The organism is Intrasporangium sp., from assembly GCF_051961875.1.
GTDB lineage: Bacteria > Actinomycetota > Actinomycetes > Actinomycetales > Dermatophilaceae > Intrasporangium_A.
The window spans coordinates 1-22,053 of record NZ_JBQCCV010000161.1 but is presented as its reverse complement, the minus strand read 5'-3'; the positions used below and the strand labels follow the sequence as shown (position 1 = coordinate 22,053).

The following is a 22,053-nucleotide window of genomic DNA, read 5'->3' as shown; positions in this document are numbered from 1 at the left end:
TGCAGCGGATTCGTCGCTGCTCCGACGTGGACGCGCCCTGACCGTAACAGGCGGGGTCGTGAACTCCATTCCCCGTTCCCAAGTGTCGAATGGAGACACTGGCCACACGTGACTGGTCCCTATGGTCCGACCCGGGCCAGACTCGGAGCATGCCCAGCGGTCCCACGCCCCGAGCGCCGGCCGACGTCCTGGTCCACCTGCGGCGGGCCAGGGACCACATGGACCGTCATTACGCCGAGCCGAACGACCTCGACACGCTCGCCGGCATCGCCGGGCTGAGCAAGTACCACTTCCTGCGGCTCTTCCGGATCACCTACGGCCGCACACCGGCCGCCTACCTGTCCGAGCGTCGCGTGGAGCGGGCCCAGGACCTGCTGCGGACCAGCAACCTCACCGTCACGGAGGTCTGCTTCGCCGTCGGGTTCGCCAGCCTGGGGTCGTTCAGCAGCCGGTTCAGCTCGGTGACCGGGGAGACGCCCAGCGAGTTCCAGAGGCGGTACGCCCTGACCGGCGCCCCACGGATCCCCGGCTGCCTCGTCTTCATGTGGGGACTGGCCGAGCGCCGCACCCCAGCGGACGACGGCACCGCAATCCAGGAGAAGCCGGACGCGTCGTCCCCCGAATAGCGTCGGCCCATGATCACGAACGTCTCTCTCGTCAGCGTCTGGGTCAAGGACCTGGACGAGTCCCTCGCCTTCTACACCGACGTGCTCGGCTTCGAGAAGGGCAACGACGTCCAGCTCGGCCCGGACTTCCGCTTCCTCACCGTCGTCCACCCGGAGCACCCCGAGTTGCACCTGCACCTGACCACGCCTGGCGAGCCGCTGTCGCCGGAGCTCGTCGAGGCGATGCGCCGCGCCCAGGACGACGGAGGCCTCCCCGGCGTCGGCCTGTATGTCGATGACTGCCGCAAGACCTACGAGGACCTGGTCGCCAAGGGCGTGCAGTTCCTGCAGGAGCCGGCCGACCGCCCCTACGGCGTGGAGGCCCTGATGCGCGACAACTCCGGCAACTGGCTCGTCCTCGTCGAGCCGAAGGAGTTCGACCCGGAGGCCATGAGCCGCGCCGACCTGGAGTGACCCGACGAGGCGTGCCGCGGATCTGCGTCGTCTTACGGGGATGCGTCGTCTTGACGCGGTTGCGTCGCCTACGGGCAGCGCAGCCGCGTCAAGGCGACGCACCTGGCACATCCGGGTCCTCATCCGGCCGCGAACCGGGAATCATGGGTCGTTGGAGCACGTTGCCGTGATAGTTTATGTTTCAACTTCACGAAGGAGTCCCCAATGAGCGACGCCAAGACCCCGGTCATCTACCTCAGCCACGGCGCCCCGCCGCTCGCCGACGACCGCCGCTGGACCGCCGAGCTGGCGAGCTGGTCGAGCCAGCTGGAGAAGCCGAAGAACGTCCTCATGGTGTCGGCCCACTGGGAGGACGCGCCGATCACCCTCGGCTCGACGACGGGCGCCCCGCTCGTCTACGACTTCTGGGGCTTCCCCCGCAAGTACTACGAGGTCACCTACGACGCCCCCAGCGCCCCCGGGCTCGCCGACGACGTGACGAAGCTGCTCACCGCGCCCGGCCAGACCGCCTCGACGCCGGTCCACCGCGACGAGGCCCGCGGCCTCGACCACGGCGCCTACGTGCCGCTCAAGGAGATGTTCCCCGCGGCCGACGTGCCGGTGCTGCAGATGTCGATGCCGACGCTCGACCCCCGCGGCCTGTTCGAGATCGGCCGTCGCCTCGCCCCGCTCCGCGACCAGGGCACCCTCATCGTCGGCTCCGGGTTCACGACCCACAACCTGCGCTGGTTCAACCCGGCCGCCGGCCCCGACGGCACGCCGCCCCAGGCGAGCGCCGAGTTCGACCAGTGGGCCCGTGAGGCGATGGCCGCCCAGGACGTCGACGCCCTGCTCGACTTCCTCGCCAAGGCCCCCGCGGCCCGGGAGGCCCACCCGCGCACGGAGCACTTCGCGCCGCTCTTCGTCTCGCTCGGCGCCGCCTACGAGTCGGCCGGGCTCGACAACAAGAGCGTCATCGACGGGTTCTGGTTCGGCCTGTCGAAGCGCTCCTGGCAGTTCGCCTGACGCGCTGACGCGGGAACCGGTCATCCCCCGTCGGACGTTCACCTGACGCGGACCCCGCACCACGTGGCCGCGGCCCGGGACCTCCCCTGACTCTCCGGGTCGCGGTCCACCCTCCGGGAACTGCGGGAAGGCCCGTCCCGTCGGATGCGAGCGCACCGTAGAGTGACGGTTACGCCCCGCTGAGAGCAGTCGTATGCCGCTCAGCGGGCTCGGGTTGTCCGGCAACGTCGCGCACGAGCCGGGAGAGAAGGGGAAGGACCACTTCATGACCGACCAGCCCACTGGGGCCCAGGCCGCCCAGGCTGCACCAGCTCCGCTCGCGCCGCCGGAGGGCTTCACGCTGACCGCGCCCGCGCCCCCGCAGCTCGTCGCCGAGACCGCGGCGCCCAGGATGGCCCCGGCGGTCCCCGAGTCGGCCCTGCCCGGCCTCGACGCCAAGGTCGACGGCTACCTCGACTCCCTGCTCAAGACCGAGCCTCGGTCCCCGCAGTTCGAGGCGAAGGCCTCCGACGTGCGGACGATGGGCAACGACGAGGTCCGGTTCGCCGCCGAGTCCTCGAACCGGATGCTCCGGATGCCGGTCAAGGCGCTCAACGAGGGCTCGCTCTCCCAGGGCTCCAAGGTCGGTAAGACGCTGCTCGACCTGCGCCGCACCGTCGAGGACCTCGACCCGAGCCAGGCGACGGGCGCCAAGCGGTTCCTCGGCATGATCCCCTTCGGCGAGAAGGTCACCGACTACTTCCGCAAGTACCAGTCGTCCCAGAGCCACCTCAACGGCATCCTCCACGCCCTCCAGTCGGGCCAGGACGAGCTGCAGAAGGACAACGTCGCCCTCAACCTCGAGAAGAAGTCGCTCTGGGAGTCGATGGGCCGGCTCAACCAGTACGTCTACGTCGCCGAGCGGCTCGACGCCAAGATGTCGGCCGAGATCGCGACCCTCGACGCGACCGACCCGGAGAGGGCCGAGATCCTGCGCCAGGACGTCCTCTTCTACGTCCGCCAGAAGCACCAGGACCTGCTGACCCAGCTCGCGGTGTCGATCCAGAACTACCTCGCGATCGACATCATCATCAAGAACAACATCGAGCTCATCAAGGGCGTCGACCGGGCCACGACGACGACGGTCTCGGCGCTGCGGACGGCGGTCATCGTCGCGCAGGCGCTCAACAACCAGCAGCTGGTCCTCGACCAGATCACGGCGCTCAACACGACGACGTCCAACCTGATCGAGCGGACCTCCGAGATGCTCAAGAGCAACTCGGCGCGCATCCAGGAGCAGTCGGCGAGCTCGGCGATCGGGATCGAGCAGCTCCAGCGGGCCTTCGCGAACATCTACGAGACGATGGACGCGATCGACACCTTCAAGCTCAAGGCGCTCGACACGATGGCCGCGACGATCGGCACCCTCGAGAACGAGGTCGCGAAGTCGCGCGACTACCTCGACCGGGTCGCCGCGCACGACCAGCGGCAGGCATCCGGCGTCGGGGCGGGTGCGCTCGACCTCGGCGCGCCGCGCCGCTGACGCCGTCGGATGACTGAGCCAGTGACGTAGGACGGAAGGGACGACGCAGGGTGGGCATCCGATCGTGGTTCGGGCGGGGCGAGCCCGAAGCACCGGCTCCGCCACGCCCGGGACCGCCGACCGAGGACCAGCTCCTCGCGGCGCTCGACCGGGTGGAGCAGCAGGCCCGTGACGGGCAGGTCCCGGGTGTCGTGCTGTCCCGGCTGCTCCGGGTGACCCGGATCGTCCGCAACACCGTCCCCCGGCTCGCCGACCTCGGCATCGGCAGCGCCCAAGGCTACAGCGTCATGGCGACGGCGACCGACTATCTGCCGGTCGCGATCGGCAACTACCTCCGGCTGCCGCGCGACTGGGCCGACACGCGCCCGATCGCGGACGGCAAGAGCTCGGTGATGCTCCTCGTCGACCAGCTCGACCTGCTCGGGGCGACGATGGACAAGGTGTATGACGCGGTGCTGAGGTCCGACGCCGAGGCGATCATCGTGCACGGACAGTTCCTCGAGCAGAAGTTCGGCGCCGGGTCCGCCGGCGGGTCCCTCGGGCTCGACACGCCGGACCCGACTCCGCAGACCATGCCCAATGGCAACGGCCCGGGGCCCCTGCCCGGCCCCCTCGCCCCACCGGACTGATGAGGTGACAGCGGGATGACGTCCCCATCCGCACTGGAGCGGAGCCTTCGCGAGCTGGCCGAGGTGGCCCGGCAGGCGGGCGTGGACCCGGCGGCCGCCCGGGACGAGGGCCTGCGGGTCGCCGCCGCGCTCGCCGAGTCCGTGCCGGGTGCGCCGCGCGAGTGGATCGAGGCCGCGCGGCCGGGCACCACGGAGCTGCGCGAGATCAACTCCGCCTTCTTCGACGCCGCGGTCCGGGGCCGGCGCTGGCGGGCCTACCCGACGGCCCTGCTGACCGAGCTCGCCGAGTCGAGCAGCCCGAGCGCTCCCGCGTATGCCAAGGCCCTGACCGAGGTCGCTGCGGCGGCCTGCACGCTCGGGGAGCCGAGCGTCACCGTCACGGCGAATGCGGCGGCCGCCTCAGCGGCATACCTCTCGGCGGTCGGGCGGGCCCGCCGCGCGCCCACCCCGCCGTTCCAGCGCTCCTCCGCGGATGAGGTACTGCGGCAGCAGCAACAGCTGTCCGAATACCTCAGAGGCGGTCAGGGCGTCGCGCCCGTGCCCTCCCCCCTCTCCCCGGATGAGGTATCGCGACAGGCAAGTCGGCAGCCCGAATACCTCAAACCAGAGGAGAAGGCGGAGACGGCAGGGGAGCCAGTGGAGGAGGCCGAGCCCGCCGAGCCGGAGAAGTCCGTCGAGGAGCTGCTCACCGAGCTCGACGCGATGATCGGTCTCGACCGGGTCAAGAAGGAGGTGCACCGGCAGGTCGCCCTCCTCACGGTCGAGAAGATGCGGATCGAGGCCGGCCTCAAGCAGACCCGGCTGTCGCGGCACCTCATCTTCGTCGGCAACCCGGGGACCGGGAAGACGACGGTCGCACGGCTCATCGGGGCGATCTACAAGGCCCTCGAGCTGCTGCCCCAGGGCCAGCTCGTCGAGGTCGACCGGTCCGAGCTCGTCGCGGGCTACGTCGGGCAGACGGCGATCAAGACCGCCGAGGTGTGCGCCAAGGCCGTCGGCGGCGTGCTCTTCATCGACGAGGCCTACGGCCTGACGGGCGACCAGTACGCCCAGGAGGCCGTCAACACCCTCGTCAAGGAGATGGAGGACCACCGCGAGGACCTCGTCCTCATCGTCGCCGGGTACCCCGACCCCATGGTCGAGTTCATCGCGAGCAACCCCGGCCTCGCGAGCCGGTTCACGACGACCATCGAGTTCGACGACTACACCGACGACGAGCTGCTCGCGATCATCACCTCGATCGCGACGGCGGCCGACTACGAGCTGACCGAGGACGCGCAGCGCACGGTCCGGCACATCTTCGAGGCGACGCCACGGACGGCCGCCTTCGGCAACGGGCGCTTCGCCCGCAACCTGTTCGAGGCGGCGGTCGGCCGGCACGCGTGGCGCCTCAAGGATGCCGAGCACCCGACCGTCGACGAGCTGCGCCTGCTCACGGCCGGCGACTTCACCGACACGCCCGACCCTGACCCGGAGGCCGCTCCGGCCGCGGACGGTCAGGAGACGTTCAGGGGAACCCCTGATGGCGAGCAACCATCAGAGACGGCAGGGTCGGAGCCGACCCCGGTGAAGGAGGATGAGGAATGAGCGTCAGCGCGCCGCGCACGATCCAAGGCTCGCTGCCGACGATCCCGCAGACGACGAACGAGGCGCGCACCGTCTTCCACTCCCTCGTCCACGGCACGCCCGGCCGGATGCGCCTCCTCGGGGTCCTCGCCGTCCTCGCCGCCCTGCTCCTCGGTGCCGTGTGCGCCCAGGCGCTCATCGGGTCCCGGGCCGCCGCCGACCGCGCCGCGACCAACATCGCCCAGGTCGTGCGCGCCCAGACCCTGCAGGTCGACCTCCTGCGCGCCGACGCCCTCGCCACGAACGCCTTCCTCGTCGGCGGTCTCGAGCCGTCCGAGCAGCGCGCCGCCTACGACCAGGCCATGACCGCCGTCGCCGAGGGGATCGCCGAGGCGGCCGCCGCGCAGCCGGCCGACGGCGACGCACTGGCCGCCCTGTCGGTCAAGGTCCAGACCTACGCGACCCTGGTCGAGCAGGCCCGCTCGAACAACCGGCTCGGGCTCCCGGTCGGCGCGACCTACCTCACCCAGGCGAGCGCCGGCCTGCGAAGCGACGCGATGCCCATCATCAACTCGATCGTCACGGCGAACGAGGGCCGGGCCAAGGCGGAGTTCGACCGGGCCGACTCGACCGGCCTGCTGCTCGTCGGCGTGGTCGCGGTCATCGCGCTCATCGGCGTCGCGGTCTGGCTCGCGCGCCGGACGCACCGCTATCTCAACGCTCCGCTCACCATCGCGATCGTGCTGCTCATCCTCGGCCTCGTCGTCGCCCTCTCGACGATCGGCACGGTGGGCGCGACCGCTGCGGACGTCCGGGCCAACCAGTACCAGGACACGGTGCAGCTGGCCCAGGTCAGCACGGCCGCCAACGACGCCCGCGCCAACGAGAGCCTCACGCTCATCCGGCGCGGCTCCGGCGCCGACAACGAGAAGGCGTGGCAGGCGAACTCGACGGCTGTCGAGCAGGCCCTCGCTCCCTACGGGGACTCCCTCCTGCAGGGGTGGCAGGCCTATGTCCAGGGCCATCAGCAGATCCGCAAGCTCGACGACGGCGGGAACTGGGAGGGTGCCGTCGCCCTCGCGACGTCCACCAAGCCCGGCGACCCGGGGGCCCGCTTCGCCCAGTTCGACAAGGACGTCACGGCCCAGCGCGACGCGGCCAGCCACGGCGCCATCGAGCGCATCGACAGCCTCGGTGGGGCCGCCCCGGCCTACGCCGTGGGGATCGGCCTGCTCTCCCTGATCGCCAGCTGGCTCATCATCCGAGGCATCGGCAAGCGCATCGAGGAGTACCGGTGACGAAGACCCTCAGAGCGGGACGGGCCGTCCGGACCCTCGTCGCCACGGCGGCCCTTGCGAGCCTCGCCGCCTGCTCCGGCGTGACCTACGCCAAGACGCCCCTGCCGACCAAGCCGGCCACGTCCGCGAGCAAGCCTCCTGCCGCCGCCGCGCCGGTCAGCTGCAGCAACCCGCTCCAGTCCTATGACCCCCTGCCGAGCATCCCGACCGCCTCGGCCATCACCGACGGGACGCTGCGCAAGATCCTCGACCGCGGCCACCTCGTCGTCGGCACGTCCGCCGACACCTACCTCTTCGGGGCCCGCGACCCGCTCTCCGGCAGGCTCGAGGGCTTCGACATCGACATGGCGAGGGCCGTCGCCAAGAGCCTCTTCGGCGACGAGAACAAGGTGCAGTTCCGCGTCATCACGGCCGGCGACCGAATCAAGCTCCTCGAGCAGCGCGAGGTCGACATGGTCGCCCGCAACATGACGATGAACTGTGCCCGATGGGAGCAGGTCGCCTTCTCCATCGAGTACTACCACTCGGGGCAGAAGGTGCTCGTCGCCCGCGGCAACCCGGCCACGACGCTCGAGGACCTCAAGGGCCAGCGCGTGTGCGCCCCGAAGGACACCTCGACCCTGGACAACCTGAAGAAGGTCGCCGGCGTCATCCCCGTCCCCGCCGACACGCACACCGGCTGCCTCGTCCTCTTCCAGCAGGGCAAGGTCGACGCGATCACCGGTGACGACATCGTCCTCGCCGGGCTGGCCGCCCAGGACCCGTATGCCGTGGTCACCCGAGCCCCGGCGATCAGCGACGAGCCGTACGGCCTCGCCTTCAACAAGGACGACGTCTACCTCGTCCGCTACGTCAACCGCGTCCTCGCCGACATGGAGAGGGACGGCCGGTGGACCGCGATCTACAACCGGTGGCTCGCGGGCGCCCTGGGCAAGGCACCCGCCCCACCGAAGGCGGTGTACGGCCGCTGATGACCACTCCCATGCAGGCCCCGCTCGGCGGCGGCGTCCTCGCGCCGCCCGCGCCGGGCGCCCTCGGTGTGCCCATCGACCCGGCCGCGGCCCAGACGTACCTCAACGCGCTGCGGGTCTGGGTGGCCCAGCGGCGCGCCGACCTCGATGCCGTCGATGGGGCCGTCCTGCGTCTCGCCCCGGAGGAGCAGGCCGCGATCACGACCGACCTCACGGTCGCGCTCACCTTCTGGAAGGCCATCAACGACCGTTACGTCCTGCTCGAGACGGTCTTCGACGGCGGCCGCGTCGGACCCGCCGAGGCCGAACGTCTCTCGACCCTGATCCACGGCCGGCTCGGTGGCACGACCGCGGAGTCGCTCTCCGTCCCCGGCACCGGCACGCTTGGCGTGACGCTGCCCGAGGCGTGTCGGCTGCTCGACTCGCTGACCCGCACGCTCCAGGCCCGGGCCTCGCTCGCCCCGGGCGTCGCCGAGGCGAGCCAGCGCATCACCGTGCTGCGCCAGACCCTCGAGCGGATCCGCGACCAGCTGCCGCTCGTGCCCGTCGGCGGGCAGCGCGACGAGGCCGCGGAGTCGCTGGCCCGGCTCGACAATCGCCTCGTCGACCTCACCGAACGGGCGCGCCGGGGCGCGGACACCGGTGGCATCATCGGCCCGCTCGAGATCGACGCCGCCGTCCTGGAGCGCGATCTCATCGTCGCCGCGGCAGAGCGCGCCGAGGCCCGGAAGGACCGCGCCCGCCAGGCGCAGCGCGTCGAGGAGCTCGACGCCCGCGCCGAGGCGATCCGGGCCCTGGAGCGCACGTGCGTCGCCGCGATCGACCCGGCGCCGCACCTGGCCATCCCGAACGTGCGCGCGCTGGGACCGGTGCCGCAAGCGCCGGCCGAGCTCGCGGCATACCGCGAGAAGCTGGACCGCGTCGGTCGCGCGCTGGACCTCGCCCACGAGGCGTATGCCGCTGGGCTCGCCGAGCGCGACGAGATCGTCGGTCTCGTGGGGGCCGTCACGGCGATGGCCGCGACCGCGCGCCTGTCGCCCGAGGCCCGGGAGGACCTCGACGGCCTGCGGGGCCGCCTCGACGACGTGCTCGGCACGGCCCCTGTGACGCTGGAGCGGGCGCGCGCGCTCGCCGCCGCCTTCCAGTCCTATGTCGAGGCCGTCACGCGGCCCCGTCCTCGAAAGGCACGTCCATGACCAGGTGCACGCAGCCCGGGTGCACGGGCACGATCGTCGACGGCTACTGCGACGTGTGCGGGATGGCGGCCGTGAGCAGCCCCGCTGTCCCGGCGGCGGTCCCCGCCGGTGCGGGGGCCGTCTCGACCGCGACCGCCGCGGCTCGCCCCGCCGCTCCGGCTGCCGTCGCTCCATCCGCCTCCGGCCTGGTCACGGTCCCCGACGGCACGCCATGCGACCAGCCCGGCTGCCCCGGCCACATCGACGACGGCTACTGCGACGTCTGCGGCACGCCCGCGACCCAGGCCGGCCAGGTGCAGCTGGCGGACGAGGCCGGCACGCCGGCCGGGACAGGGCCCGAGCTCTCGACCCGCACCGGGTCGAGCAACCTCGCCTCGACCGCCCTCGGTTCGAAGCGAGCCCGGCAGAGCGGCAGCGTCGCGACGCGGCGGCTCACCGGCTCGCAGCGCCTCCGCAGCGCCCGGCTCGGCGGCGGCATCACGACCGTGCGCCCCGCGCCGCCGATCGACGCCGAGAAGGCGCTCCTCAGCGACCCGACCGTCCCGGAGAACCAGCGGTTCTGCCCGAAGTGCGGGGAGCCGGTCGGTCGTGGTCGCGACGGGCGGCCGGGCCGGACGACGGGGTTCTGCCCCAAGTGCCGCCACCCGTTCTCGTTCGACCCGAAGCTGCACCCGGGCGACCTCGTCGCCGGCCAGTACCTCGTCGCCGGGTGCCTCGCCCACGGTGGCCTCGGCTGGATCTACCTGGCGCAGGACAAGAACGTCTCGGACCGCTGGGTCGTGCTCAAGGGCCTGCTCAACTCGGCCGACCCGGACGCGCTCGCGGCCGCGATCGCCGAGCAGCGCTTCCTCGCCCAGGTCTCCCACCCGAGCATCGTCGAGATCTACAACTTCGTGACGCACGAGGACGACGGCTACATCGTCATGGAGTACGTCGGTGGCACGTCGCTGAAGTCGCTCCTCAAGCAGCGCATGCAGCAGACCGGCACCTACAACCCGCTGCCGGTCGACCAGGCCCTCGCCTTCATCCTCGAGATCCTGCCGGCGTTCCAGTACCTGCACGACCTCGGGCTCGTCTACTGCGACTTCAAGCCGGACAACATCATCCAGGTCGGTGACGAGGTCAAGCTCATCGACCTCGGCGGCGTGCGCCGCATCGACGACGAGGACTCGGCGATCTTCGGCACGGTCGGCTACCAGGCGCCCGAGGTCGCCGAGCTCGGCACGTCGGTCGCCTCCGACATCTACACGATCGGCCGGACGCTGGTCGTCCTGACGATGGAGTTCCGCGGCTACCAGTCGACCTACCTCAACACCCTGCCGCCGCAGGACTCGAGCCCGGTCTTCGAGAAGTACGACTCGTTCTACCGACTCGTGGCGAAGGCCTGCGCGCCGAACCGGGAGGACCGATTCGTCTCGGCAGACGAGATGCGGTCCCAGATGGTGGGCGTCCTGCGCGAGGTCGTCGCGCTCGACCGGGGGTCCGGCGCGGCGGCCGAGAGCGTCTCGTCGCTGCTCTTCGAGTCGCCGACGGTCGGCGAGGAGGCCGACGACTGGCGCAACCTGCCGGCGCTGCGGGTCGACCCGCACGATCCCCTGACGGGGTGGCTCCAGACGGTTCGCGGCACGCCGACCGAGCGCCTGATGCGGCTCAACAGCCCACCGACGGAGACGACCGAGGTCCTCCTCGCCCGGGCCCGTGCCGGCCTCGAGGCCAACCAGTGGGACATCGCCGACGTCACGGCCCAGCAGCTGCTGACCGCCGACCCCTGGGAGTGGCGCGCGGTGTGGATCCAGGGCCTCTCGGCGCTCGAGCGGGGCGACTTCCGGTCGGCCCAGGCCGCGTTCAACGCCGTCTACGGGCAGGTCCCCGGTGAGCTCGCCCCGAAGCTCGCCCTGGCGCACGCGTGTGAGAAGGCCGGCGACGCCGGCGTCGCCGAGGGCCTGTATGTCGCGTGCGCGCGCACCGACGCCGCATACGTCTCGATGGCCGCCTTCGGGCTCGCCCGGATCCGGGCCGCCCGCGGCGACGTCGACGGGGCGGTCGCCGGCTACCGGCTCGTCCCGGCCGAGTCGAGCGCCTACCCGGCCGCGCGGGCCGGGCTCGCCGAGCTGCTGACCCGCGCGAACCGCACCCTCGGTGACCTGGCCGAGGCGATGAAGACGATGGAGGGCACGTCGATGACCCCGCGGCACCGGGCCGAGGTGGCGACGCAGATCTACCGCGAGGCGCTCGCCCGGGTGTCCAAGGGCGGCAGCTCGCCCCAGACCCTCATCGGCACGCGGCGGGCGACGGTGCCGCAGCTGCGGCTTGGTCTCGAGGAGTCACTGCGTGAGCTGGCGTCCCACACCCCCGAGCTCGGGGAGCGGGTGCGGCTCGTCGACGAGGCCAACACGATCCGCCCCTGGAGCATCTGGTGACCCCGCACGCCCCGTCGCTGGGTGGGCACTCGACGAGGACTCGATGGTTGGGAAGGAACGAATGAGTCAGCCAACGATGGCCGGCACCCTCACCTGCCCGGTGTGCGGGGCCCCGCACGACGCCGGCGCGAGCTTCTGCGAAGCGTGCGGCGCCGACCACACCGGCCAGGCGACGGGAGTGCCTGCCCACGAGACCCACGTTGCCTCGGCGACGCCCCAGACCGCCCCAGCCGGGGAGGAGTCACCCCTCGACACGGGGTGGACCGGCGTCGTCCCGAGCGGCGCCGTCGAGCCGCCGCAGGACCTGTGCGAGGCGTGCGGGCAGGGGCACATCGTCGACGGCTACTGCGACCACTGCGGCACGCCCCCGCCGAACCCCCGTGACCACTTCAAGGACGCGCCCACCGCCTGGCTCGCCGGGGTCTGTGACATCGGTCTGCGGCACAGTCGCAACGAGGACGCGATGGCGCTCTTCGCCGACGAGTCGCTGGGACGACGCGCCGCGCTCGTCGTGTGCGACGGCGTCTCCATGGCCACGGACTCCCACATCGCCTCGCTCGCCGCGGCGGAGGAGGCGCGGGACCACCTCGCCCAGCCGCTCCCCCGCGGAGTCGGGACGCCCGACGCGTGGGCCGCCGGCGCCGGCCGGGCAGTGACTGCCGCGGTCCTTGCCGCGAACGAGGCGGTCAAGGCCGCGGTCACCGAGCAGGTGCCCAACCCGCCGTCCTGCACCATCGCGTTGGCGGTCGTCGAGGACGACTGGATCATCGCGGGCAACGTCGGCGACAGCCGCGCCTACTGGCTGCCGGACGACCCGGCCGAGCCGGCTGAGCAGCTCGGCGCGGACGACTCCTTCGCAGCGGAGCGGATCCGCGCTGGCGTCCCCCGCGAGGAGGCCGAGAACGGCCCGCAGGCGCACTCCATCACCCGCTGGCTCGGCTCTGACGCCCCCGAGGACCTCACCCCGCACCTCACCACCATGCAGGTCCGGACCCCGGGATGGCTACTCGTCTGCTCCGACGGCCTCTGGAACTACTGCTCCGAGGCGGAGGGCCTGCGCGACCTGCTCACCACCACCCGGTCCTCCGCCGGCGACGACCCGGCGGGCCTCGCCCAGGCGCTCGTCGACTTCGCGAACGGGCAGGGCGGCCGCGACAACATCACGGTTGCCCTCGCGCGAGTCGCTGGGCAAGGATCGACAGCATCGACGGGCGCGGCGGCGCCACAGGAAGGGGACCCGGTCCATGGCTGACTTCACCGCTGAGGTGTTCCAGAACGAGTTCCTGCCGGCCGGCGGCACCGACGTGCACGGCATCGTGCGCATCACGAGCACCGGCGCGGCGACGGGGTCCGCAATGGCCGCACCGCAGGGCGACGGATCGGCCGCCGAGGTCATCCTCATCGACACGTCCGGCTCGATGGGCCGACGTGGCGTCCAGGCCGCCGGGGTGGCCGCCACCGCGGCGCTCAGGGAGATCACGGACTGCACGCTCTTCGCCGTTGTGTCCGGCAACGGCACGGCCCAGATCGTCTACCCCACGTCACGGCAGAGCGCGCTCGCCGTCATGTCCCCGCAGACCAGGGGCGAGGCGATCCGTGCCGTCGAGATGCTCCGGGCGAGTGGGGGCACCGCCATGGGGACGTGGCTCACCCTTGCGCGGCGGATCTTCGAGACGGTCCCCCACGTGACGAAGCGCCACGCGATCCTGCTCACCGACGGCGTGAACGAGGGCGAGACGGCCGCATCGCTGCATGCGGCGGTCCAGTCGTGCGTCGGGGTCTTCCAGTGCGACTGCCGCGGTGTCGGTGACCAGTGGCGGGTCGAGGAGGTCCGCAGCATCGCCTCGGCGCTGCTCGGCACGGTCGACATCATCCCTGCCCCCGAGCAGATGGCGGCGGAGTTCGAGTCGATGATGCGCGCGTCGATGGCGCGCGGCATCGCGTCCGCAGAGCTGCGGGTGTGGGTGCCGCAGGGCGCGGAGCTGCTCTTCGTCAAGCAGGTGTCACCGACGCTCGAGGACCTGACGGCTCGGCGCACGCCGATCAACCCGCTCACCAGCGCCTACCCGACGGGGGCCTGGACGGACGAGTCCCGTGACTACCACGTGGCGGTCCGCCTCCCGGCCCGGACGATCGGCCAGGAGCAGCTCGCGGCCCGGGTGCAGATCACCGTCGGGGACAACGTGCTCGCGCAGGGCCTCGTCAAGGCGAAGTGGTCCAGCGACGACTCGCTCACGACGCGCATCGACCCGGCCGTCGCCGCCTACACGGGCCAGGCCGAGCTCGCCGCGGCGATCCAGGAAGGTCTCGCGGCCAAGGCCGCCGGCCAGGACGACGTGGCCACCGCGAAGCTCGGCCGCGCCGTGCAACTGGCCGACCAGACCGGCAACGACGACATGACCACCCGGCTCCGGAAGGTCGTCGAGATCGACGACCCCGACACCGGCACCGTGCGGCTCAAGAAGACCGCCTCGAAGATCGACGAGATGTCCCTGGACACCGCCTCCACCAAGACGACGCGGGTGCGCCGATGAGCGCCGTCTGCCCCAACGGCCACACCTCGGAGGCCGAGGACTACTGCGACATCTGTGGCTCCCCGATCGAGGCGTCCGCGGTGACGCCGGGAGGCCGCGCGGCCTCGGGAGCCACCCCCTCCGGCGCCGCGCCTTCCGGTGCCACCCCGTCCGGCGGTGCGCCGGCGCCGACAGCAGAACCCGCGGAGGGCGAGGGCCCGAGCGGGAGCGAGGTGGACGGCATACCCGGTGGGCAGTCGTCGCTCGACCTCGATGCCCCAACCGGCGCCGAGCCGCCCCCCACGGCTGCCCCGAGCGCGGTCGAGTGCCCGAACTGCCACACCGAGAACCCGGAGGGCGCGCTCTTCTGCGAGGCGTGCGGCTACGACTTCACGACCGGGGCCATGCCCCGGACGACCGCGGCGGAGGCTGCGTCGACGGCCCTCACGGAGGGGGGCGAGGAGGAGCAGGGCCAGCGGTTCGAGTGGGTCGCGGAGGTCTGGGTCGACCCGGACTGGTACGCGACGCAGGAGGAGGCTGACACCGCGTGCCCGTCGCCGGGGCTGCCGACGATCATCCCGCTGCGGCACAAGAGCCTGCTGCTCGGGCGCGTCTCGTCGAGCCGCAACACGCACCCCGAGATCGACCTGTCGACCGACCCCGGCGTGAGCCGGCGCCACGCCCAGCTGACGACGGACGGGTCGCGGTGGTTCGTCGAGGACCTGGACTCGTCGAACGGCACCTTCGTCGGCCCCGCGTCCGGGCCGCTGCCGGACCAGCCGATTGCGGCCAGGGCGAAGCGCGAGCTCGACGACGACGACCGGCTGTACGTCGGCGCGTGGACCCGGGTCGTCGTCCGCAAGGCGACCCCGGAGGAGATCGAGACCTTCGGGTGATGTGATGGGACCCGCCAGCGAGCCGGCCGCGCCGCCCGCGTCGATCGACCTCAACGCCGACCTCGGCGAGTCCTTCGGGACCTGGCGGCTCGGCGACGACGCGGCGATGCTCGACATCGTCTCGAGCGCCAACATCGCCTGTGGGTTCCATGCCGGCGACCCGCTGACCCTCCAGCGCACCTGCGCCCAGGCGGCGGAGCGAGGGGTCGTCATCGGCGCCCAGGTCGGCTATCGGGACCTGCCCGGGTTCGGGCGGCGCTTCATCGACATGGCACCGGACGAGCTCACCGCGGACGTGCTCTACCAGCTCGGCGCGCTCGAGGCGATGTGCAGGGTCGCCGGGACTGGGGTCGCCTACGTCAAGCCGCACGGCGCGCTCTACAACGCCGTCGTCCACCACGAGGAGCAGGCTCGCGCCGTCGTCGCCGCCGTCGTCGCGTATGACGTGACCCTGCCCGTGCTCGGCCTGCCCGGTTCCGCGCTGCTGCGGGTGGCGCGGCAGAACGGCCTCCGCACGGTCGCCGAGGCGTTCGCGGACCGGGGCTACACGCCGGAGGGAACGCTGGTCTCCCGGCGCGAGCCCGGCGCTCTGCTGCACGACCCGGAGATCGTGGCGACTCGGATGGTGCGCCTGGTGACCGAGGGACGGGTCACCGCGGTCGATGGGACCGATGTCGAGGTGCACGCGGAGTCGATCTGCACACATGGCGATTCGCCGGGAGCCGTCGCCATCGCCCGGGCCGTCCGCGTGGCCCTCACCGGGGCCGGCGTGCGGGTAGAGGCGTTCGCGGGACGTGGCTGAGGTGTCCGGGCCGGCCGGCTCCGGCATCCGGATCCTGCCGATGGGCGACGCCGCGCTCCTCGTCGAGACGGACGACCTCGCGCACGTGCTCGCCCTCGAGCGCCGCCTCAGATCCCTGGTGGAACGGGGCGAGGGCATCTGGGCCTCGGTCGACGACGTCGTCCCGGCCGCTCGGACCGTCCTAATCGTCGCCCGGCCGGGGACGGACCTGGCCGACCTGGGTGCCTCGGTCACCGCCACGTCACCGTCCGCCGCCGGAGCGGATCACACGCTCGCTGGGCAGGATCGGAGCGTCGAGATCCGGGTCCGCTATGACGGGCCGGACCTCGCCGAGGTCGCCGAGCTCACGGGGCTGACTCCGGCCGAGGTCGTGAACGCCCATACCGGCACCCCGTGGCAGGTCGCCTTCTGCGGCTTCTCCCCCGGCTTCGCCTACCTCGTCGGTGGTGACCCGCGGCTGGCGGTGCCCCGCCGGGCCGAGCCTCGTCCCCGCGTGCCCGGCGGTGCCGTCGGCCTCGCGGGCGAGTTCAGCGGCGTCTACCCGCGCGAGTCCCCCGGCGGCTGGCAGCTCATCGGCACGACCGACGCGCCGTTGTGGGACCCGGAACGCGAGCCGCCGGCCCTGCTCTCGCCGGGCACCGTCGTCCGGTTCCTCGACGAGGACGCTCGCTGATGGCCTTCCTCGAGGTGCTCGCGACAGGGCCGCTCACCCTGGTCGAGGACGCCGGGCGACCCGGGCACCTCGCCGTCGGCGTGGGCCGCGCCGGGGCGGCCGACCAGTCCTCGTACCGGCTCGGGGAGCGGCTGCTCGGCAACCGCCCGGGGCGGGCCGCGCTCGAGGTCACGCTCGGGGGCCTGCGGGTCCGTGCGCACGGCCCGGTCATGCTGTGCCTGACCGGGGCGCCCGCGCCGGCCACGATCGACGGCGCCCCCGCCCCGCACGCATCCCCCTTCACCCTGGGTGACGCTCAGGAGCTGTCCCTCGGTATGCCGCCCACCGGGCTGCGCACCTACCTGTCCGTCCGAGGCGGGCTGGCCGTCCGGCCCGTGCTCGGCTCATGTTCGACCGACACGATGGCCGGGCTCGGTCCGCCTCCGGTCAGGCCGGGCGACCGGCTGCCGGTGGGCGACGCCGTGGTGGCCTTCCCTACCGTCGACGTGGCGCCCGTTCCCTGTCCCGGCGCCGACACCGTCGTACTCGCTGTCCTCCCCGGCCCCCGCCGGGGCTGGTTCGCTCGCCCCGAGGCCCTCGGGGAGACGGTCTGGGTCGTCTCGGAGCTCAGCGACCGCAAGGGGATCCGGTTGGAGGGCAAGGCGATCGAGCGGCATACCGACTATGTCGACGTCGAGCTGTCGAGCGAGGGGATGGTGCGCGGCGCGATCCAGGTGCCCCCGGGCGGGCAGCCCGTCCTCCTGCTCAACGACCATCCCGTGACCGGTGGCTACCCCGTCATCGGCGTCGTCCGGTCGGCGGACGTCGACCGCGCGGCGCAGCTGCGGCCTGGACAGCCGGTCCGGCTCATCTGGCAGGCCCCTTAGGGTGAGCGTGTGACCGAGCCGCGCCCCCTGCCTGCCGATCTCGACGTGCCCCAGGTGATCGTCGTGACCGGGGTGATGGCGGCCGGCAAGTCGACCGTGTCCCAGCTGCTCGCCGAGCGGTTCTCACGGAGCGTCCACCTGCGGGGCGACGAGTTCCGCCGGATGGTGGTGCGCGGTCGTGCGGACCTCTCACCCCAGGGCGACCCAGAGGCGGAGCGGCAGCTCGCCCTGCGGCACGCCATCGCGGCCCGCTCGGCGAACCTCTATGCGGCCGCAGGGTTCACCGTGGTCGTCCAGGACCTCTTCGTCGGCGCGACGCTCGAGCCGTTCCTCGGGCAGGTGACGGCCCGGCCGCTCAGCCTGGTCATGCTCGCGCCGGACGTCGACACCGTCATGCGGCGCGAGGCCGAGCGGGTCAAGACCGGCTACAAGGACAACTGGTCGATCCGCGCCTTCGACGAGAAGGTCAAGTCGGAGACGCCCCGGATCGGCCTGTGGCTCGACAGCTCGATCCAGACGCCCGACGAGACCGTCGACGCGATCGTGTGCCGCCTCCCCGAGGCCCGCATCTGACCCACCGCCCCATCGAGGCGCAGCACTCCTCGAGGTGAGAAGTGCTGCGCTCCCGGTCAGTCGGAGAGGGCGGAATGCAGTGCACGCCAGTCGATCCCGCGCGGAGCCCGGTCGACGATCGTCTGGAGCAGCCCGAGCCGCGCGGCCCGCAGCTCGGGCTCCTCGGCCATGACGAGCACCTCGTCGAAGAACCGCTCCAGCTCCGGCACGATCGCCCCCGCAGCGTCTGCCCACTCCGGCAGCGCCGACGCGGACAAGTCGGGCAGCGTGGCGACCTTCTCGTGGAGCGCCTCTTCCGCGTCCTCCCGCAGCACCTTCGGGTCGTATTCCGCTGAGCTCCCTTGCGGGACAAGGCGGGTGATGCGCTGGGTGGCTTCGACCAACCGCGCGAAACCATCCCGGCCGCGGACCGACTCGATGTCGTGCAGGGCGGCCTCGGCCTTGCCCGGTGCGTCGGCAAGGGGCTGGACGGCAGACGCGAGGGCGGTGGGGACCCCCTCCTCGCGGAGCTGCTGCGCGAAGCGCCCGGTCACGAACTCGGTTGCGGTCTCGACCGATTCGTCCGAGACGTCCAGGCCCTGCTGGCGGAGCCGGTCGGCCGCAGCGCGCAGCCCCTGCGTGACGGTGAGGCCGGCGAGCGTCGGCTGCGAGCGGAGGATCGCGATGACGCCAAGGGCTGCACGCCGCAGTGCGAACGGGTCTGAGGAGCCCGTCGGCTTGGCGCCGAGGGCGAACATGGCCATGAGCAGGTCAAAGCGGTCGGCCAGGGCAAGGAGCGCCCCGGGCCGGGTCGTCGGCAGCGTGTCGCCGGCAGAGCGCGGCAGCTCCATCTCGTAGAGCGCGGTCGCGACGTCGGGGGTCTCGCCCGCCTTGAGGGCGTACTCGCGAGCCATGAAGCCGGCGAGGCTCGACAGCTCGACGACCATCTGGGAGGCGAGGTCGAACTTCGCCAGCTGACCTGCCCGTGCGAGCGTGCCGTCCTCCGACGCCTCGAGCCCGACGAGCCCGGCGAGCGCCGCGGCGACGTCGCGGATCCGGTCGGCGCGGTCCGACATCGAGCCGACGCGGTCCTCGAAGGTCAGCTTGGCGATGCCGGCCCGCAGGTCCTCGAGCGGCACCTTGAGGTCGGCGTCGTAGAAGAAGGCGGCGTCCTCGTAGCGGGCCCGCAGGACGTTCTCGTTGCCGGTCCGGACCAGGTCGTCGTCGCAGTCCCCGTTGGCCATGGTGACGAAGTACGGCATGAGCCGCCCCTGGCCGGAACGGACCGGGAGATAGCGCTGGTGCTTGCGCATCACCGTTGTGAGGATCTGCTCCGGCAGCTCGAGGTAGCGCTCCTCGAACGAGCCGAGGATGCCGTGCGGCGCCTCCACGAGGTTCGTGATCTCGTCGACGAGGTCACCCTCGGCCTCGACATCGACGCTCCCACCGGCCTGCACGGCCAGCTCCTGCGCCTGCGCGACGACGGACTCACGCCGGGCCACGGGGTCGAGGATGATGCCGCGTTCCTCGAGCTTCGGCACGAGGACGGAGGCGTTCTCGACCTCGACGAGCGGGCCGGCGGCGCGCCGGTCGACGTAGGTCGTCCGGCCCGAGCCGAGCTCGGAGACCTGCACCGGCACGACTGTGTCGCCCCAGAGGGCGACGACCCAGCGGATGGGCCGGCTGTAGGCGAGCCCGGGGTCACCCCACCGCATGTTCTTGTCGGCCCGCAGGCTGGAGATCACGTCGGCGACGACGGCGCCGACGACCTCGCGGACGCCCCGGCCGGCCTGGTGCACCGCGACCGCGACGTGCTCGGCCCCGTCGAACTCGGCTCGGACGAGCTGCGAGACGTCGACCTTCTGGCCTCGGGCGAAACCCTCGGCGGCCTTCGTCGGGTTGCCGTCGGCGTCGAACGCGGCAGCGACCTTCGGGCCCTTGCGCATGATCTCGGCGTCCGGCTCGTGCGCGGCCACGTCGGGCACGAGGGCGAGGACGCGCCGTGGCGTGCCGAGCACCGTGATCTCGCCGTGCTCGAGCCGGCTCGCGCCGAGCCCCTCGACGAGACCGGTGCGCACCTGCTCGATCGCCTGCCCGACGACGTGCGGGGGCAGCTCCTCGACGCCGACCTCGACCGCGAGCAGGCGCGGCGCCGCACCCTCGAGGCCGGCCGGCGCAGCGGCATACTCCTCGACGGCCCCGCGCGAGGGTGGCATCACGGCGCGCCCCTCCATGGGCGGCAGCTCGCTCGACAGCAACGGGAAGCCGAGCTCCTCGCGGCGCTCGACCCAGAGCCGCGACACCTCCCGGGCGAGCCGGCGCATTGTCCCGAAGGCCTTGGCCCGCTCGGTCGTCGAGATCGCGCCGCGCGCGTCGAGCACGTTGAAGGCGTGCGAGCTCTTGAGGACGAAGGTGTGCGCCGGCACGGGCAGGCGGGCGTCGATCATCCGCTGCGCCTCGGCGGTGTAGTGCTCGAACAGCTGGCGGTTGGTCGGGACGTCCGCGTCGTCGAGGTAGTAGCGCGACATCTCGTACTCACTCTGCGCGAAGACCTCGCCGTAGCTGACGCCGGGCGCGTACTCCATGTCCTTGAAGTGGGTCTTGCCCTGGAGCGCCATCATGATCCGCTCCATGCCGTAGGTCAGCTCGACCGCGACCGGGTCGAGGTTCTGGCCGCCAACCTGCTGGAAGTAGGTGAACTGCGTGATCTCCATGCCGTCGAGCCAGACCTCCCAGCCGAGGCCCCAGGCGCCGATCGCCGGCTGCGCCCAGTTGTCCTCGACGAACCGGACGTCGTGCGCGGTCAGGTCGATGCCAAGGGCCTCGAGCGACTCGAGGTAGAGCTCCTGCGGGTTGCCCGGGTCGGGCTTGAGGATGACCTGGAACTGGGTGTGGGTCTGGAGCCGGTTGGGGTTCTCGCCGTAGCGGCTGTCATCGGGCCGCACGCTCGGCTCGACGTAGGCGACGCGCCACGGCTCGGGTCCCAGCACCCGAAGGATGGTCGCCGGGTTCATGGTGCCCGCGCCGACCTCGGTGTTGTAGGGCTGCACGACCATGCAGCCCCGGTCGGTCCAGAACTTCTGGAGGGTCAGCAGGGCGTCTTGGAACGAGAGCTGGGTGGGCACCGCACAAGGCTACCGGCGGGTGGAGGTGCCTCCTCCCGTCGACCGCTGCGTCCGCCAGCCGGCAATGAGCACATCGAGCGTCGCGATGACGAGCGCGTCGGCGTCCGCCGGCACCGAGTCGGGGATCTGCTGGAACGTCCCGAGCCGGGCGATGCCGTAGACGGCCCCCCACGCCGCGGCCGCCCGCCGCAGCACCTCTGCCTCGTCGACCCCAGGCGGCTGGCAGCCGCCGACACACTCCTGCAGCAGTGACCAGTAGCGGATCGCCGCCTGTTGCAGCACCGGGTGATCGCTCTGCGCGACCGAGGGCCCGTAGGCGAGGTCGTGGACGTGCGGGCGGGCGCGGATGAAGGACAGGTAGGCGCGAGCAAGCGCCGTGAGCCGTGCGACGGGGTCGTCGCCCGCCGCGTCCACCATGGCGGCTGCCTCGTCGGCGGCCTCTTGGAGGCCCGTCCCGGCAACGGCGGCGAGGAACCGTCGTCGAGACCCGAAGTGCACGTATGGCGCCTGGTGGCTGACCCCGAGCCGCTGTGCCACGCGACGGAGGCTGAGCCCCTCGGGCCACCGGCGTCCGGGTCACCGGCGAGGGAACTCCGACCGCCCTCTGGCACAGCCTCTTCGTGGACGACCGGTCCTGGGACCGGCTCGCCCCCCTCCTGGCCGGGACCCGGCAGGTCATCACCGTGACGGGGCCCGGACACGGCCAGGGCCACTGCGCCAGCGGCGACCCCGACCGCGGCTACAGCACCGAAGAGTGCGCCGCCGCGGCAGCCACGGTGCTGACCGAGCTCGGGGTCCGGGATCCGGTCGACTGGGTCGGCAACACCTGGGGGAGGCTGTTGGCGAGCCGACGGAACAGGCCGCAGCCCGGCGCCCGGCGCCCGGTCTGGTTCCCTGCGCTGGCGTCGGTCGCCCTCTCCGACCCCGACACACCGACAAA

At 72.2% G+C, this 22,053-nt stretch carries 20 protein-coding genes; 18 read left to right on the top strand and 2 right to left on the bottom strand.

The genetic code is table 11. The annotated features are described in order from the left end of the window. Positions 1 to 149: 149 nt before the first annotated feature. The 17 genes from ACTHJJ_RS09715 (at position 150) to ACTHJJ_RS09635 (ending at position 18,009) form a co-directional block, all read left to right on the top strand. Positions 150 to 626: a helix-turn-helix domain-containing protein gene (locus ACTHJJ_RS09715; RefSeq protein ID WP_440302739.1), complete on the top strand. Its 477-nt coding sequence runs from the start codon at positions 150 to 152 to the stop codon at positions 624 to 626. A 9-nt stretch (positions 627 to 635) separates the two neighbouring features. Further along, complete coding sequence (locus ACTHJJ_RS09710; RefSeq protein WP_440302738.1) at positions 636 to 1,079, top strand: VOC family protein; 444 nt, start codon at positions 636 to 638, stop codon at positions 1,077 to 1,079. 204 nt (positions 1,080 to 1,283) lie between these two features. Beyond that, complete coding sequence (locus ACTHJJ_RS09705) at positions 1,284 to 2,084, top strand: dioxygenase family protein (protein WP_440302737.1); 801 nt, start codon at positions 1,284 to 1,286, stop codon at positions 2,082 to 2,084. 265 nt (positions 2,085 to 2,349) lie between these two features. Beyond that, the gene (locus ACTHJJ_RS09700; RefSeq protein WP_440302752.1) at positions 2,350 to 3,606 is read left to right on the top strand and encodes a toxic anion resistance protein; all 1,257 of its coding nucleotides are present in this window, start codon (positions 2,350 to 2,352) and stop codon (positions 3,604 to 3,606) included. 50 nt (positions 3,607 to 3,656) lie between these two features. Beyond that, the gene (locus tag ACTHJJ_RS09695) at positions 3,657 to 4,235 is read left to right on the top strand and encodes a hypothetical protein (RefSeq protein ID WP_440302736.1); all 579 of its coding nucleotides are present in this window, start codon (positions 3,657 to 3,659) and stop codon (positions 4,233 to 4,235) included. Positions 4,236 to 4,250: 15 nt separating this feature from the next. Continuing rightward, positions 4,251 to 5,822, top strand: a complete 1,572-nt coding sequence (locus ACTHJJ_RS09690) for an AAA family ATPase (RefSeq protein WP_440302735.1) — start codon at positions 4,251 to 4,253, stop codon at positions 5,820 to 5,822. Continuing rightward, positions 5,819 to 7,099 carry a hypothetical protein gene (locus tag ACTHJJ_RS09685; protein WP_440302734.1) on the top strand — a complete coding sequence of 427 codons (1,281 nt, stop codon included), beginning with the start codon at positions 5,819 to 5,821 and terminating at the stop codon, positions 7,097 to 7,099. The genes ACTHJJ_RS09690 and ACTHJJ_RS09685 overlap by 4 nt, the downstream gene beginning before the upstream one ends. Further along, positions 7,096 to 8,070 carry a glutamate ABC transporter substrate-binding protein gene (locus tag ACTHJJ_RS09680; RefSeq protein WP_440302733.1) on the top strand — a complete coding sequence of 325 codons (975 nt, stop codon included), beginning with the start codon at positions 7,096 to 7,098 and terminating at the stop codon, positions 8,068 to 8,070. Before ACTHJJ_RS09685 ends, ACTHJJ_RS09680 begins: the two co-directional genes overlap by 4 nt. After that, a complete protein-coding gene (locus tag ACTHJJ_RS09675; protein WP_440302732.1) occupies positions 8,070 to 9,266 on the top strand; it encodes a hypothetical protein in 1,197 nt (398 codons plus the stop codon). Before ACTHJJ_RS09680 ends, ACTHJJ_RS09675 begins: the two co-directional genes overlap by 1 nt. Next, positions 9,263 to 11,686, top strand: coding sequence for a tetratricopeptide repeat protein (locus ACTHJJ_RS09670; protein ID WP_440302731.1), 2,424 nt, complete (start codon positions 9,263 to 9,265; stop codon positions 11,684 to 11,686). The genes ACTHJJ_RS09675 and ACTHJJ_RS09670 overlap by 4 nt, the downstream gene beginning before the upstream one ends. A gap of 61 nt (positions 11,687 to 11,747) precedes the next feature. Beyond that, positions 11,748 to 12,938, top strand: a complete 1,191-nt coding sequence (locus ACTHJJ_RS09665; RefSeq protein ID WP_440302730.1) for a protein phosphatase 2C domain-containing protein — start codon at positions 11,748 to 11,750, stop codon at positions 12,936 to 12,938. After that, a complete protein-coding gene (locus tag ACTHJJ_RS09660; protein ID WP_440302729.1) occupies positions 12,931 to 14,220 on the top strand; it encodes a VWA domain-containing protein in 1,290 nt (429 codons plus the stop codon). Before ACTHJJ_RS09665 ends, ACTHJJ_RS09660 begins: the two co-directional genes overlap by 8 nt. Continuing rightward, positions 14,217 to 15,095: an FHA domain-containing protein gene (locus ACTHJJ_RS09655; protein ID WP_440302728.1), complete on the top strand. Its 879-nt coding sequence runs from the start codon at positions 14,217 to 14,219 to the stop codon at positions 15,093 to 15,095. Before ACTHJJ_RS09660 ends, ACTHJJ_RS09655 begins: the two co-directional genes overlap by 4 nt. 4 nt (positions 15,096 to 15,099) lie before the next feature. Then, complete coding sequence (locus tag ACTHJJ_RS09650) at positions 15,100 to 15,897, top strand: LamB/YcsF family protein (protein ID WP_440302727.1); 798 nt, start codon at positions 15,100 to 15,102, stop codon at positions 15,895 to 15,897. Between the two features lie 40 nt (positions 15,898 to 15,937). Beyond that, positions 15,938 to 16,570: a 5-oxoprolinase subunit B family protein gene (locus ACTHJJ_RS09645; protein ID WP_440302751.1), complete on the top strand. Its 633-nt coding sequence runs from the start codon at positions 15,938 to 15,940 to the stop codon at positions 16,568 to 16,570. Continuing rightward, on the top strand, positions 16,570 to 17,436 hold the full coding sequence (locus tag ACTHJJ_RS09640) for a biotin-dependent carboxyltransferase family protein (protein ID WP_440302726.1): 867 nt from the start codon (positions 16,570 to 16,572) through the stop codon (positions 17,434 to 17,436). The genes ACTHJJ_RS09645 and ACTHJJ_RS09640 overlap by 1 nt, the downstream gene beginning before the upstream one ends. A 9-nt stretch (positions 17,437 to 17,445) precedes the next feature. After that, positions 17,446 to 18,009 (top strand): AAA family ATPase, encoded by a 564-nt coding sequence (locus ACTHJJ_RS09635; protein ID WP_440302725.1) that lies wholly within the window; start codon positions 17,446 to 17,448, stop codon positions 18,007 to 18,009. Positions 18,010 to 18,065: 56 nt separating this feature from the next. Here the strand turns inward: ACTHJJ_RS09635 and ACTHJJ_RS09630 are convergent, their stop codons facing one another. Continuing rightward, positions 18,066 to 21,113: a glycine--tRNA ligase gene (locus ACTHJJ_RS09630; RefSeq protein ID WP_440302724.1), complete on the bottom strand. Its 3,048-nt coding sequence runs from the start codon at positions 21,111 to 21,113 to the stop codon at positions 18,066 to 18,068. 9 nt (positions 21,114 to 21,122) lie between these two features. Next, positions 21,123 to 21,650 (bottom strand): TetR-like C-terminal domain-containing protein, encoded by a 528-nt coding sequence (locus tag ACTHJJ_RS09625; protein ID WP_440302723.1) that lies wholly within the window; start codon positions 21,648 to 21,650, stop codon positions 21,123 to 21,125. An 83-nt stretch (positions 21,651 to 21,733) separates the two neighbouring features. On the opposite strand from ACTHJJ_RS09625, the gene ACTHJJ_RS09620 reads away from it, so the two are divergent. Further along, positions 21,734 to 22,053: alpha/beta fold hydrolase (locus ACTHJJ_RS09620; RefSeq protein ID WP_440302722.1), on the top strand; the 320-nt coding region annotated here is incomplete at its 3' end.

Coding starts and splice junctions, on each gene's coding strand:
- ACTHJJ_RS09715 (WP_440302739.1), top strand. CDS start 150: ATGCCCAGCGGTCCCACGCCCCGAGCGCCGGCCGACGTCCTGGTCCAC.
- ACTHJJ_RS09710 (WP_440302738.1), top strand. CDS start 636: ATGATCACGAACGTCTCTCTCGTCAGCGTCTGGGTCAAGGACCTGGAC.
- ACTHJJ_RS09705 (WP_440302737.1), top strand. CDS start 1,284: ATGAGCGACGCCAAGACCCCGGTCATCTACCTCAGCCACGGCGCCCCG.
- ACTHJJ_RS09700 (WP_440302752.1), top strand. CDS start 2,350: ATGACCGACCAGCCCACTGGGGCCCAGGCCGCCCAGGCTGCACCAGCT.
- ACTHJJ_RS09690 (WP_440302735.1), top strand. CDS start 4,251: ATGACGTCCCCATCCGCACTGGAGCGGAGCCTTCGCGAGCTGGCCGAG.
- ACTHJJ_RS09685 (WP_440302734.1), top strand. CDS start 5,819: ATGAGCGTCAGCGCGCCGCGCACGATCCAAGGCTCGCTGCCGACGATC.
- ACTHJJ_RS09675 (WP_440302732.1), top strand. CDS start 8,070: ATGACCACTCCCATGCAGGCCCCGCTCGGCGGCGGCGTCCTCGCGCCG.
- ACTHJJ_RS09670 (WP_440302731.1), top strand. CDS start 9,263: ATGACCAGGTGCACGCAGCCCGGGTGCACGGGCACGATCGTCGACGGC.
- ACTHJJ_RS09665 (WP_440302730.1), top strand. CDS start 11,748: ATGAGTCAGCCAACGATGGCCGGCACCCTCACCTGCCCGGTGTGCGGG.
- ACTHJJ_RS09660 (WP_440302729.1), top strand. CDS start 12,931: ATGGCTGACTTCACCGCTGAGGTGTTCCAGAACGAGTTCCTGCCGGCC.
- ACTHJJ_RS09655 (WP_440302728.1), top strand. CDS start 14,217: ATGAGCGCCGTCTGCCCCAACGGCCACACCTCGGAGGCCGAGGACTAC.
- ACTHJJ_RS09650 (WP_440302727.1), top strand. CDS start 15,100: ATGGGACCCGCCAGCGAGCCGGCCGCGCCGCCCGCGTCGATCGACCTC.
- ACTHJJ_RS09645 (WP_440302751.1), top strand. CDS start 15,938: ATGGGCGACGCCGCGCTCCTCGTCGAGACGGACGACCTCGCGCACGTG.
- ACTHJJ_RS09640 (WP_440302726.1), top strand. CDS start 16,570: ATGGCCTTCCTCGAGGTGCTCGCGACAGGGCCGCTCACCCTGGTCGAG.